The 11,968-nt window shown below is 67.7% G+C and carries 11 protein-coding genes; 6 read left to right on the forward strand and 5 right to left on the reverse strand.

Annotated features, from left to right (window positions below; translation table 11 throughout):
• Position 1: 1 nt before the first annotated feature.
• The 5 genes from I6N89_RS07970 to I6N89_RS07990 all read left to right on the forward strand — a co-directional run bounded on the left by I6N89_RS07970 (position 2) and on the right by I6N89_RS07990 (position 6,620).
• On the forward strand, positions 2-994 hold the full coding sequence (locus I6N89_RS07970; RefSeq protein WP_207017723.1) for a TRAP transporter substrate-binding protein: 993 nt from the start codon (positions 2-4) through the stop codon (positions 992-994).
• Positions 995-1,064: 70 nt separating this feature from the next.
• The gene (locus tag I6N89_RS07975; RefSeq protein ID WP_207017724.1) at positions 1,065-1,562 is read left to right on the forward strand and encodes a TRAP transporter small permease; all 498 of its coding nucleotides are present in this window, start codon (positions 1,065-1,067) and stop codon (positions 1,560-1,562) included.
• Positions 1,559-2,848 (forward strand): TRAP transporter large permease, encoded by a 1,290-nt coding sequence (locus tag I6N89_RS07980; RefSeq protein WP_207017725.1) that lies wholly within the window; start codon positions 1,559-1,561, stop codon positions 2,846-2,848. Before I6N89_RS07975 ends, I6N89_RS07980 begins: the two co-directional genes overlap by 4 nt.
• A 25-nt stretch (positions 2,849-2,873) precedes the next feature.
• Positions 2,874-4,898, forward strand: a complete 2,025-nt coding sequence (locus I6N89_RS07985) for a hydantoinase/oxoprolinase family protein (RefSeq protein ID WP_207017726.1) — start codon at positions 2,874-2,876, stop codon at positions 4,896-4,898.
• A gap of 3 nt (positions 4,899-4,901) precedes the next feature.
• Complete coding sequence (locus I6N89_RS07990) at positions 4,902-6,620, forward strand: hydantoinase B/oxoprolinase family protein (protein ID WP_207017727.1); 1,719 nt, start codon at positions 4,902-4,904, stop codon at positions 6,618-6,620.
• A 178-nt stretch (positions 6,621-6,798) separates the two neighbouring features.
• On the opposite strand, the gene I6N89_RS07995 is transcribed toward I6N89_RS07990, so the two are convergent.
• Genes I6N89_RS07995 through I6N89_RS08010 form a run of 4 tightly spaced genes read right to left on the reverse strand, consistent with a single transcriptional unit; the run spans position 6,799 to position 9,945 of the window.
• On the reverse strand, positions 6,799-7,143 hold the full coding sequence (locus I6N89_RS07995; protein WP_076694370.1) for a RidA family protein: 345 nt from the start codon (positions 7,141-7,143) through the stop codon (positions 6,799-6,801).
• Positions 7,140-8,291 (reverse strand): NAD(P)/FAD-dependent oxidoreductase, encoded by a 1,152-nt coding sequence (locus tag I6N89_RS08000; RefSeq protein WP_207017728.1) that lies wholly within the window; start codon positions 8,289-8,291, stop codon positions 7,140-7,142. Before I6N89_RS08000 ends, I6N89_RS07995 begins: the two co-directional genes overlap by 4 nt.
• Positions 8,288-9,667, reverse strand: coding sequence for an NAD(P)/FAD-dependent oxidoreductase (locus I6N89_RS08005; RefSeq protein ID WP_207017729.1), 1,380 nt, complete (start codon positions 9,665-9,667; stop codon positions 8,288-8,290). Before I6N89_RS08005 ends, I6N89_RS08000 begins: the two co-directional genes overlap by 4 nt.
• The gene (locus tag I6N89_RS08010; RefSeq protein WP_207017730.1) at positions 9,664-9,945 is read right to left on the reverse strand and encodes a (2Fe-2S)-binding protein; all 282 of its coding nucleotides are present in this window, start codon (positions 9,943-9,945) and stop codon (positions 9,664-9,666) included. The genes I6N89_RS08005 and I6N89_RS08010 overlap by 4 nt, the downstream gene beginning before the upstream one ends.
• Positions 9,946-10,064: 119 nt before the next feature.
• Between I6N89_RS08010 and I6N89_RS08015 the strand changes: the two genes are divergently transcribed.
• Positions 10,065-10,973: a LysR substrate-binding domain-containing protein gene (locus tag I6N89_RS08015; protein ID WP_207017731.1), complete on the forward strand. Its 909-nt coding sequence runs from the start codon at positions 10,065-10,067 to the stop codon at positions 10,971-10,973.
• 15 nt (positions 10,974-10,988) lie between these two features.
• On the opposite strand, the gene I6N89_RS08020 is transcribed toward I6N89_RS08015, so the two are convergent.
• Positions 10,989-11,900: a LysR family transcriptional regulator gene (locus I6N89_RS08020; RefSeq protein ID WP_207017732.1), complete on the reverse strand. Its 912-nt coding sequence runs from the start codon at positions 11,898-11,900 to the stop codon at positions 10,989-10,991.
• Positions 11,901-11,968: the final 68 nt, after the last annotated feature.

Raw genomic sequence — 11,968 nt, forward strand, 5'->3', positions numbered from 1 at the left:
CATGACATATACCCGTCTTTCCCTCGCCTCCCTGCTTGCCGCCGGCCTTCTTGCCGCGCCCGCCAGCGCCGATGTCAAATGGACCTTCGGCGGCATCAACCCGCCCGGCGCGCCGGTCACCCAGGCCTCCAAGCGTTTTGCCGAACTGGTGACCGAGCGCACCGAGGGCCGCGTGCAGATCGACTTCTACGAAGGCTCGCAGCTCGGCTCCGGCCCGGCGCAGATCGAGGCCATGTCGGTGGGCGCTCAGGAGGGCTATATCTCCTCCGGCTCCAACGCCTCGAACCTGGTCAAGGAATTCGGCGTGGTCGACATTCCCTTCGTCTTCGAGGATCAGGACCACTTCCTTGCCTTCATGGAAAGCGATCTTGCCGCCGGGCTCCAGCAGCGGCTGCGCGACGAGTTCAACGTCCGTATCCTCGCCACCAACTGGTTCCGCCTGCCCCGCGTCTTCCTGACCAAGGAATCCTGCGTCGAGAGCCCCGAGGACATCGCCGGCAAGCGCGCCCGCTCGCCCAACCTGCCGATGTTCGTCGCCGGCTGGGAATCCATCGGCACCGTGCCGGTCACCATCTCCTATGGCGAGACCTATATGGCGCTGAGCCAGGGCGTCGCCGACATGGCCGAAAGCGCCGGCGAGCAGGTCTTCTCCTCGAAATTCTACGAGGTGCTGCCCTATGTGACCGACGCGCAGATGATGTATCCGCAGAACTCGGTCTATGTCGCCGAAAGCGCCTTCCAGCAGCTTTCCGACGAGGACAAGGCCATCGTCACCCAGGCCGCAGAGGACGCGGGTGATTACTTTGTCTCGCTGGTCGAGGAGCAGACCGCGCCCAACCGCGCCACGATGGAGGTCGAGGGCGTGACCTTCTGCGAGATGTCCGCCGAGACCCGCGCGGCCTTCTCCGCCAAGGTCGCGGCTTCGGTTCCCACCTTCGAGGAAGAGGGGCTGCTGCCCGAAGGCTGGTGGGATCAGATCCAGGCGATGAAGTAATCCCGCCGCCGCGCGGACAGGCGCCGCGGGCCGGTTTCCGGCCCGCGCAACCCCAACCCGGACCCTTGCCATGACAACCCTGCTTTCCGGCCTGCACCGCCTGACGCTCTGGTTCTGCGCGGCGCTTGCGGTGGCGATCATCGGCGCGCTCAGCGTCCAGATCGTCTCGCGCTACGTGTTCAACGCGCCGGTTCACATGACCGACGACATCGCGGAAATCTCGCTGATCTGGATGACCTTTCTGGGCGCTGCCCTGGTCTATCGCGAGGGCGGCCATATCGGGCTCGACCTGCTCGACAATCTCACCCGCCCGGCGCTGCGGCGCTGGCTGCGCATCGTGCTGCACCTGCTGGTGGTGGCGGTGCTGGCCTATATCATCACCCAGGTGCGCCAGCTCTACCCGCTGATGTCGCGGCTGGAATTCGGCACCGTGCCCAAGGGGCCGCTGACCTCGAAATTCATGCTGATCCTGCTGCCCTTCGGCATCGGCGCGGGCATGACCATTCTCTTCGCGCTGGAGGCGGTCTGGACCGAGCTGCGCGGCGCACCGGCGGAGGCCGACACATGACCACCGCGATCTTTCTCGCGCTCTTCTTCGGGCTGCTGATCCTCGGCCTGCCGGTCGCCTATACAATGCTGGTGACCTCGGCGGTCTATATCCTGCTGGCTGGGCTGCCGGAGATCCAGCTCACCCTGCGCGCCTCGGGCGGCATCGAGAGCTTTTCGCTGCTGGCGATCCCGATGTTCCTGCTGGCCGGCAACCTGATGAACGGCATGGGCGTGACCGAACGCATCTTTGCCTTTGCCGGGGTGCTGGTGCGCCACATCACCGGCGGGCTGGGCCATGTCAACGTGGTGGCCTCGATCCTGTTTGCCGGCATGTCCGGCTCTGCCGTCGCCGATGCCGGCGGGCTCGGTTCGGTCGAGATCCGCGCCATGGAGCAGGCCGGCTATTCCAAGCGCTTCTCCGCCGCCGTCACCGCCGCATCGGCCACCATGGGGCCGATCATCCCGCCCTCGATCACGCTGGTGGTCTATGGCTTCCTCGCCGAGGAATCCGTCGGGCGGCTGTTTCTCGGCGGCGCGCTGCCGGGGCTGCTGAGCGGCTTTGCCCTGATGGTGATCATCTACCTGCTCGTCGTCACCGGGCGCGAGACCGCGCCGCGCCTGCCGCGCGCCAGCTTTGCCGAGGTGGTCACCGCCTTCTGGCGTGCCCTGCCCGCGCTGATGGCGCCGGTGATCCTGCTCGGCGGCATCCTCGCCGGCGTCTTCACCCCCACCGAAGCCTCGGTCGTGGTGGTGCTCTATATCCTGGTGATCGGCACGATCTCCATGGGGTTCGACCGCCGGCAGATCGCCGAGGCGCTGCTCGGCACCGTGCGGACCTCGGCGGCGACGCTCTTCATCATCGCGGTCTCCGCGGTCTTCGGCTGGATCATCTCGATCCAGCGGCTGCCGCTGGAGATGGTCGGGCTGATGCAGGATCTCTTCGTCTCCAAGGCGGCGGCGATCGCGCTGATCATCGTGATCCTGCTGATCGTCGGCATGTTCATGGAGGTGCTGGCGGCGCTGGTGCTCTTGGTACCGACGCTGCTGGCCATCGCGTCGAGCTTTGACATCGACACGGTGCATCTGGGGGTGACCGTGGTGGTGACCATGATGATCGGCACCATCACCCCGCCGGTGGGGCTCGTGCTCTACACCGTGATGACCGTGGCCGACATCCGGATGGGCGAGCTGACCCGCTCGCTGGCCCCCTTCTACCTGGCGATGATCGCCGTGGCGCTTCTGGTGGCCTTCGTGCCGCAGATCACGCTGTTCCTGCCCGATCTGCTGATGCCGACGGCGCAATAAGACTGACTGCAAAGGACCTGACACAATGTACCGTATCGGCTTCGATGTGGGCGGCACCTTCACCGATTTCACGGCCCTCGAGACCGGAACCGGCAAAGCCATCCACTTCAAGACCTCCTCCACGCCGCACGATCCGTCCGAGGCGATCGAGACCGGCCTGCGCCACTATGTCGAAGAGCTGGGCGTCGCGCCCGAGGCCTTCGAATTCGTCGGCCACGGCACCACGGTGGCCACCAATATGGTGATCGAGCGGCGCGGCGTGCCGACCGGGCTGATCACCACGAAAGGCGCGCGCGACGTGCTGGAGATCGGGCGCCAGACCCGCCCACATCTCTACGATTATGCCATTACCAAACCCGAGCCGCTGGTCGAGCGCTACATGGCGCTGGAGGTCACCGAGCGGCTGAACGCCGATGGCGACGTGCTGGAGCCGCTGAACGAGGATGAGGTGCGCAAGGCCGCCGAAACCCTGCGCGACGCCGGCGCCGAGGCGGTGGCGATCTGCTTCCTGCATGCCTATCGCGACGGGCGCCACGAACGCCGCGCCGCCGAGATCGTGCGCGAGGTGCTGCCAAACGCCTATGTCTCGATCTCGTCCGAGGTGCTGCCGGAGTTCCGCGAGTTCGAACGTTTCTCGACCACGGTGATCAACGCCTATGTCGGGCCGCGCATGGACCGCTATCTCGAACGCTTCCTGCAACGGCTGGCCGATATCGGCATCGAAAGCGCGCCGCGCACGATCCATTCCAATGGCGGGCTGATGTCGGTGGACGCGGTGCGCAGCTTCCCCGTGCGCACCTGCCTTTCGGGTCCGGCGGCGGGCGTGGTGGGCGCGGCCAAGGTCGCCGGCGTCTCGGGCTATCCCAACATCGTCACCTATGATGTCGGCGGCACCTCCACCGATGTGTCGCTGGTCGAAGAGGGCCGCCCGGCCTTCACCACCTCGCGGCTGGTGGCGGATTACCCGGTGCGCTGCCCGATGCTGGATATCAACGTGATCGGCGCCGGCGGCGGCTCCATCGCGGCGCTGGACGATGCCGGTGCGCTGAAGGTCGGGCCGCGCTCGGCGGGCGCCTATCCCGGCCCCGTCGCCTATGGCCAGGGCGGCACCGAGCCCACCACCACCGACGCCAATCTGGTGCTGGGCCGGCTCGCCTCGGACACGCTGCTCTCGGGCCGCATGCAGGTGGATACCGAGGCCGCCCGCGCCGCCATCGAGAGCAAGATCGCCAAACCGCTGGGGCTGAGCGTCGAAGAGGCCGCGCTTGGCATCCTGCGCATCGCCGTGGCCAATATGGGCCGGGCGATCCGCGCGGTCTCCACCGAAAAGGGCCACCGGCTTCAAGATTTCGCGCTCTTCGCCTATGGCGGCGCGGGGCCGCTGCACGCCGCCGCCGTGGCGGTCGAGACCGGCATGAAGACGGTGATCGTGCCCGCCCAGCCCGGCACCATGTGCGCCCGCGGCATCCTGCTCTCGGATGTGGGGTTCGATTTCGTCCGCACCGGTGTTTCCACCGCCTCGCCCGACCGCTGGCCGGAGATCGGCGCCGCCTTCCACGAGATGCTGGAGCAGGGCAACGCCTGGCTGGAGAACGAGGGCGTGCCGGAAGACCGCCGCGCCATGCTCTATGTGGTGGATGCGCGCTATGACGGGCAGAACCACGAGGTGCAGGTGGCGCTCGACGGCCCCGAGGCCGGCTACGTCACCTTCCTCGACGGGTTCCGCGCCGCCCACCGGCAGGAATACGGCTATGACATCGAGGAGCGCGCGGTCGAGATCGTCAACCTGCGGCTCTCGGTCAAGGGCGCCTCGGCGGCCCCGGCGGAGACCGAGTACAGCGCACAGGAGGGCGATCCGGTGATCGGCTCGCGGCAGGTCTATTTCGACGGCGGCTGGTACGAGACCAGCCTCTACGAGCGCGCCCGCCTGCCCGTCGGGCCCTATGTCGAAGGCCCCGCCATCGTCCAGGAAATGTCCTCGACCACCATTGTCGAGCCGGGACAGCGGCTGCGCGTGGATGCGTCGGGCACCATGATTATCGAGGTCTGAGCCATGAACGACACACGCAAACCCGCCCTCTCCGACCCCATCGCCATGGAGGTCTTTACCAACCGTCTGCTGGCGGTGGCCGACGAGATCGGCACTTCGATGATCCGCGCCTCGTTCTCGTCGAACATCAAGGAACGTAAGGATTGCTCGGTGGCGCTGTTCTCCGCCGACGGGCGGCTGATCGCGCAGGCCAGCCACATCCCGCTGCATCTGGGCTCGCTCATGGGCTCGGTCGGCGCGGTGCTGAAGGCCTATCCGATCGAGCGCATGGTCGAGGGCGATGTCTTCATCTGCAACGATCCCTATGTGGCGGGCGGCACGCATACGCCGGATATCTCGGTTGTCACCCCGGTCTTTGCCGACGGGCGGCTGCGCTATTTCACCGCCAATATCGGCCACCATTCGGATGTCGGCGGCACCGTGCCGGGCTCGATCCATGGCGGCGCCACCTCGATCTTCGAAGAGGGGCTGCGGCTGCCGGTGATGAAGCTCTTCCGCGCCGGTGTGCTGGATGAGGATCTGCTGCGGATGATCTCGCTCAACTCGCGCTCCTCCGAAGAACGCTGGCTCGACATCAAGGTCCAGGCGGCGGCAAACGAGCGCGGCGCGCGGCTGATGCGCGAGCTCGCCGATACGCTGGGCGCCGACAAGGTCGATGCGCTGGTCGAAGATCTCTTTGCCTATACCGCGCAGCGCCTGCGCAACCGCATCGCCGAGATGCAGGACGGCACCGCGAGCTTTCATTCCAAGATCGAGAGCGACGGGCTCGGCCCGGTCGAGGTGCCGATCCAGGCCAATGTCACGGTCAGGGGCGACCGGCTGATCGTCGATTTCGAGGGCACCGGCCCGCAGGCGCGTGGCGGGCTCAACGTGGTGGCCTCGGCGCTCAACGCCTCGGTCTATTACGTGGTCAAGACGCTGCTCGACCCGTATCTCCTGCCCAATTCCGGCATGTTCGACGGGGTGGAGATCTCCGCCCCCGAGGGCAGCCTGCTGAACCCGCGCCAGCCCGCCGCCACCGGCGCCCGCTCGATCACCTGCAACAAGGTGGTGCGCGCGCTCATCGGCGCCTTCTCGCAGCTTCTGCCCGAGGATCGCGGCCAGGCCGCCGGGCAGGATATCGTGCCGGTGATGGTCTTTGCCGGCAAGCGCCGGGGCCGTGACGAGGGTTATGTCTATCTCGAATCCATCGGCGGCGGCGCCGGCGCACGGGCGCTGGGGAACGGCATGGACGGGGTGCATGTGCATGTCACCAATTCCTCCAACCTGCCCATCGAACCGCTGGAGATCGAATACGATCTGATCGTCGACGAATACGCACTGGTCGAGGACAGCTCCGGCGCCGGGCGCTATCGCGGCGGCATGGGCATCGCCCGGCAGATCTCGGCGCCCCATGGCGGGGTGATCTTCACCGCCCGCTCCGACGGCCACCGCGAGGGCGCCCCCGGCGCACGCGGCGGCACGGCGGGGCGCCCGGCGCATCTGGTGAAGAACGCAGGCAGCGATCATGCCGAGGAACTGAGCCCGATGATCGCCAATCTGACGCTGGAGGCGGGCGAGAACGTCCGGCTGGAAACCCCGGGCGGCGGCGGCTACGGCGATGCGGCAGAGCGCGACCCGGCGGCGCTGGCGGGCGACCTGCGCGACGGGCGCATGAGCCGGGAGCGGGCCGAGGCGCTTTATGGTAGGGCCAAGCTCGACGCGGCGCTGGCGCAGGTCTGAGCGGCCTTTCTTCGCAAGGTGTTACGCCCGCCGCGCGCATGCGGCGGGCGTTTTCATGCGTGACTGGCGTGGAGGCCCCGGATCAAGTCCGGGGCGTTGGGTCACCCGCCCGGCCCAGACGCAAAAAAGCCCCCCGCCGCAGCGGAGGGCCAGTCGGGGAGATAGGGGAAGGCGCGGCTTACTTCGCCGCCACCGTGGTGATCTCGACCAGCGTGCCCGGGGAGAGCTCGGCACCGCCGATATAGGCGCGCACCGGGAAATGCGCCGGATCCAGCCATTCGGTCCAGGCGGCGTTGAACCCGTCCTTCTGATCGAAGGCGGCGGAATAGATCGTCACCGAGAGCAGCTTTTCCTTGGAGCTGCCGGCCAGCGCCAGAAGCTCGTCGAGCTTGCCGAAGATCTCCTCGGCCTGGCCCTTCATGTCCTTGCTCTTGTCGCTGGCAACCAGCCCGCCGATATAGAGCGTGTCGCCATGCTCGACGACGCGGTGGTGGATCTTGCCCGGAATGTGACGGGTGATCATGAGGTTCTCCTAGTCTGGGATTGTGCTTCGGCGGAGGCCGCGAAGCGGGTGATGGAAAACGGTGCGATCTCGGGCGCCAGCCGCCCGGTCGCGATAAGATCGGCCATCAGCGCGCCCGTCGCGGGGCCGAGCTGAAAGCCATGGGCCGAGAAGCCGAAGGCGTGAAAGGCACTCTCGTGCCGTGCCGAACGGCCGATCACCGGCAGGCGGTCGGGCATACGCCCCTCGATGCCGGACCAGCAACGCTGGATCGCGGCACCCGCCATGAGCGGAAAGATCTCACGCGCGGTGCGGGCGGTCTGCGCCAGCTCGCGAAAGTCGATATCGGTGCGGTTGCGCGCCGGATCGACGCGGCCCAGCCGGGCGCCGCCGATCACCACCGTGCCGTTCGGCATCTGCTTGAAGGACAGCTGGCGCCGCGCCACGCCCACCACCGCCGAACAGAAGGGGCGCATGCGCTGGGTCACCATCATCAGCGGCGCGATGGGCTCCACCGGCGCGACATCGCCGATCTGCGCGGCGATGCCGCCGGCCCAGGCGCCGGCGCAGTTCAGCACCCGGCCGGCGGTCCACACCGCCTCCGGCGTCTCGGCACGCCACAACCCGGCCTCGTGGCTGAGACGCCGCACCTGCTGCCCCTCGTGGATCGCCACGCCCTGCGCCCGCGCGCGGCGGGCAAAAGCGCGCGTGGTCTGGAAGGGCTGGGCAAAGCCGTCCTCCGACACGAGCGCCCCGGTGCAATGCTCCGCAACCGCCGGCAGCAGGACCCGCAGCTCTTTGCGGTCGATGATCGTCTCATGGGTGAAGCCCTCTGCGCGCATGCGTTCGGCACGGGCGGCGAGAAACGCCAGGTCGTCCTCGCTCTCGGCGACCTTGACCTGCGGCACCGGGTGAAAGCCGCACTCCTCGCCGACGATGTCGGAGATCCGGTGCCACATCTGCATGGACCGCTCGGCCAGCGGCACCTCTTCCAGATCGCGCCAGAGCCGCCGCACGCCGCCGGCATTCACCCCCGAGGCGTGCCGCGCCACGCTGTCCTTTTCCAAGAGCGTCACCCGCAGCCCCGCCTGAGCGGCAAAGAGCGCTGCGGCGCAGCCATGCAGCCCGCCGCCGATCACGAGCAGATCAGATGCGCGGGGCGGGGTCATTCCTCGTCGGGCACGAATTCGGCCAGCTCGCTCAACGACAACGGCTTGAGCGGCGGGCGGATGCGGAAATAGCCGGTCTCGTCCGGGCTGCGCCCGCTGCTCTCGGCCAGAAGCGCCGTCACCGCGAGCCCGCAGACACGGCCCTGACAGGGGCCCATGCCGGTGCGCAGGAAGGATTTCACCTGGTTCGGCCCGGGTGCGTGGGCCTTTGCGGCGGCGCGGACCTGCCCGGCGGTGACCTCTTCGCAGCGGCAGACCAGCGTGTCCTCCGCCGGCGAGAGCGCCTGCGCGCAGGGCGCATAGAGCGTCTCCAGGAACGGCCGCACCGCCGCGTCCCGCGCCAGCGCGCGGCGCAGCTTTGCGATCTCGGGCGAGGCCGCCTGCCCTGCCCTTTCCGCCACCCGCAGCGCCGCCAGCCGCCCAGCCAGCGCCGCCGAGCGCGCGCCCCGGATGCCCGCACCGTCGCCCGCCACAAAAAGCCCGGGCACCGAGCTTTCGCCATAAGCGTCGCAAACCGGAACAAAGGCGCGCTGGCTGTCGTGCCAGCGATGCTCGCAGCGCATCAGCCGGGTGACCTGCGGATTGGGCACCACCCCGTGATGCAGCCCGGCGCTGCCCGTCTCGATCCGGTGGGCGCGCCCACGGGAGCGAAAGCTTACCGCCTCCAGCCGATCCTCGCCCTCCAGCACGATGTCGCGCGCGTCACGGTAGATCGGCACCCCGGCGCGGCGCAGCCTTGCCAGCAGCCCCGCTCCCTTCACCAGATAGCCCGCCCCGCGCAAGGCGCGCGGCAGGTGTTTCAGCGCGCGGCGCATGTTCTCCGCCGGCACTGTCTCGACAATGGCGCGGGGCGGACGGCCCGCCGCCACGAGCTGCGCCGCCAGCAGCAGTTGCAGCGGCCCGCAGCCCACAAGCACCGGAGACTCCGCCAATACGCCGGCGCTTTTCATCAGGATCTGCAAGGCGCCGGTGGTGGTCACCCCGGGCAATGTCCAGCCGGGCAGCGGCATGGGCCGTTCCAGCGCGCCGGTGGCCACGATCAGCGCATTGGCCTCGACCACGCGCGAGCCCTCATCCGTGGAATAGGACAGCACAAAACCGGCGCCGTCCTCCTCGATATGCCAGACCGAGGCGCCCGCCAGATGCACGCTGCCGCTTTGCGCAAAGGCCTGCGCCAACCCGGCCCCCGCGCGATAGTCGGGTCCCAGCAGCGCCTGCCGTTGCTGCGGCGCACGGGTGATGTCGCGATAGATCTGCCCGCCCGGGCGCGGCGCCTCGTCCAGCACCGTCACGCTCAGCCCGTTCTGCCGCGCCGCCACAGCCGCCGCCATGCCCGCGGGGCCGGCACCGACGATGCACAGATCCTTCCGGCTCATGCGGCGCCCTTCTGGCGCGTCACCGCCATGCCCTCGCGGATCTCGGTCATGCAGGCCTGCCGGTTGGGCCGTCCGTCAATGGTCACCAGGCATTCGAAACAGGTCCCCATCATGCAATAGGGCGCCCGTGCCGTTCCGCTAACAGGCGTGTCGCGAAAGGCGCCGACATTGCCCGCCAGCAGCGCCGCGGCGACCGTCTCGCCCGCCTGCGCCTGCATCGGCCTGCCCTCGAAGGTGAAATGCACCGGCGTCGTGACCGGTTCTGAACGGGTATACATGGGCGGCGGCAGGCTCTTGGCTGGGAAAGGAAATTCGCTGTTCCCAGCCAGTTTCCTTGCAAATGAGCCCATAAATCAAATAACAATAATACCGACCTATATGCGGGAATGTTATAGAAATGCTGTCGCAGCGCGCCCTTGAGGCGTTTCACACCGTGCTCGAATGCGGCAGCGTCTCGGGTGCCGCGGAAATCATGAACGTGTCGCAGCCGGCGGTGAGCCGGCTGATCCGCGATCTCGAGACCCGCACCGGGCTGCGGCTCTTCACCCGCTTCGGCGGCAAGATCGTGCCCACCCCCGAGGCGCGGCAGCTCGCCGTCGAGGTCGAACGCGCCTTTGTCGGGCTCGGCGCCATCGAAAAGACCGCACGCGACATCAGACTCGGCAAGCAAAGCACGGTCTCTATCGCCGCCATGCCCGCGCTGGCGCATTCAGTGCTGCCCGACACGCTGGTGGAGCTGCTGGAGTCGCGCCCGGATTTCCGCATTTCGCTGGAATCCATGCAGACCAACAACGTGATCCGCCGCGTCGCCACCCGGCAGAGCCAGCTCGGCTTCACCTCGCCCACGCGGCACGAGCACGATGTCGACCTGATCCGCACCGTCGAGCTGCCCTATCTCTGCATCCTGCCGCGCAGTCATCCGCTGGCGGCGCGGGACCGCCTCTGCTTCGACGATTTCCTCGGGCACAGGGTGGTCGCCTACTCGGACAATACCGCCACCGGCAGCATGATGAACCGGGCCTTTGCACAGATGACCGAAAGCCCCGAAGTGGTGGTGCGTTCGCATCTGTCGACCATCGTCTCAGCGCTTGTTCTGCGCGGGTTGGGCGTATCGCTGGTCGATCCGTTCACTGCACGGGTGCATGCGGATCAGGGCGGGCTGGTGCGGCCCTTCGAAGGCGCCCATCGTTTCCGGCTGGCGATCATCCGCCCGCGCGGCATGATGCTTGGCCCGGATCTCGAAGCGCTGCTCGAGACCTTCGACCGGCAGCTGCTCACCTATGAGCCCGCGCCGGATACCGCATAGAGCCGGCTGATACCCTCAATCCCCGGGCGCAACAGGGCGGAGCGCCGCCCCGGACCCAACCAGCCAATCGAGAAAGCCGGCGAGTGGGCGTCCCGCCGGTCGGAACTTCGGCCAGACGAGAAAATACGTCCCATCCACATCGACATAGCCAGAGCTGGCCGGCACCACCCGTCCGCGCCGCAATTCCTGCCGCGCGAGAAACTCCGGCAAAAGTGCAACCCCCGCCCCGCCGGCGGTCGCCTCGGCCATATGAGTGAACTGGTCGAACAGCATGCCGCGCAGCCGCGTCGCGTCGATCCCCTGCGCCCTGAACCAGTCCTCCCAGGCGCCGGGGCGGCTTTCGAGATGCAGCAGCGGCTGGGTCAGCAGGCGCTCCGGCAGCAATGGCAGGCCATCTCTGAACTCCGGCGCACAAACGGCGATGACGCGCTCTTTCAGCAGGGGCAGATGATGCGCGCCGGGCCAGTCCGCCGTTCCGAAATGAATCGCGGCGTCAAAATCCTCGTGCTCGAAATCGAACGGTTTGGTGCGGGTGCTCTGGTTGACGAGAATGTCTGGATGCGCCTCGCGAAACCGTTGCAGATGCTGCCCCAGCCAGTGCGTGCCGAAGGAAGGCAGCACCGCCAGATTCAGACTGTCTCGCGATCCGCTCGCCTTCACCTTGAGGCTGGCGCGGGCGAGATCGTTCAGGCAATCCCGTACCGCCCGGGCATAAGAGACGCCCGCAGGGGTCAGCCGCAGCGCCTTGCCCTCGCGCAGGAAAAGCGACACGCCAATCTGCTCTTCGAGAACCTTGAGCTGACGGCTGACCGCCGAATGGGTCAGTGCAAGATCCTCCGCCGCAGCCGTCGCCGTGCCGAGGCGCTCGACCGCTTCGAGCGCGAGCAGCGATGTGATGGAGGGCAGGAAGCGGCGCGGCGCGATCATCTGCAATTTCCTCCAATGCTTGTTCGATCAAGTCAATATTTTTAGCTCTCATTTCCGGATATGTGTTC

The sequence above is a fragment of the Salipiger abyssi genome, from assembly GCF_017311415.1.
GTDB lineage: Bacteria > Pseudomonadota > Alphaproteobacteria > Rhodobacterales > Rhodobacteraceae > Salipiger > Salipiger abyssi_A.

Coding starts and splice junctions, on each gene's coding strand:
- I6N89_RS07970 (WP_207017723.1), top strand. CDS start 2: ATGACATATACCCGTCTTTCCCTCGCCTCCCTGCTTGCCGCCGGCCTT.
- I6N89_RS07975 (WP_207017724.1), top strand. CDS start 1,065: ATGACAACCCTGCTTTCCGGCCTGCACCGCCTGACGCTCTGGTTCTGC.
- I6N89_RS07980 (WP_207017725.1), top strand. CDS start 1,559: ATGACCACCGCGATCTTTCTCGCGCTCTTCTTCGGGCTGCTGATCCTC.
- I6N89_RS07985 (WP_207017726.1), top strand. CDS start 2,874: ATGTACCGTATCGGCTTCGATGTGGGCGGCACCTTCACCGATTTCACG.
- I6N89_RS07990 (WP_207017727.1), top strand. CDS start 4,902: ATGAACGACACACGCAAACCCGCCCTCTCCGACCCCATCGCCATGGAG.
- I6N89_RS07995 (WP_076694370.1), bottom strand. CDS start 7,143: ATGATCACCCGTCACATTCCGGGCAAGATCCACCACCGCGTCGTCGAG.
- I6N89_RS08000 (WP_207017728.1), bottom strand. CDS start 8,291: ATGACCCCGCCCCGCGCATCTGATCTGCTCGTGATCGGCGGCGGGCTG.
- I6N89_RS08005 (WP_207017729.1), bottom strand. CDS start 9,667: ATGAGCCGGAAGGATCTGTGCATCGTCGGTGCCGGCCCCGCGGGCATG.
- I6N89_RS08010 (WP_207017730.1), bottom strand. CDS start 9,945: ATGTATACCCGTTCAGAACCGGTCACGACGCCGGTGCATTTCACCTTC.
- I6N89_RS08015 (WP_207017731.1), top strand. CDS start 10,065: ATGCTGTCGCAGCGCGCCCTTGAGGCGTTTCACACCGTGCTCGAATGC.
- I6N89_RS08020 (WP_207017732.1), bottom strand. CDS start 11,900: ATGATCGCGCCGCGCCGCTTCCTGCCCTCCATCACATCGCTGCTCGCG.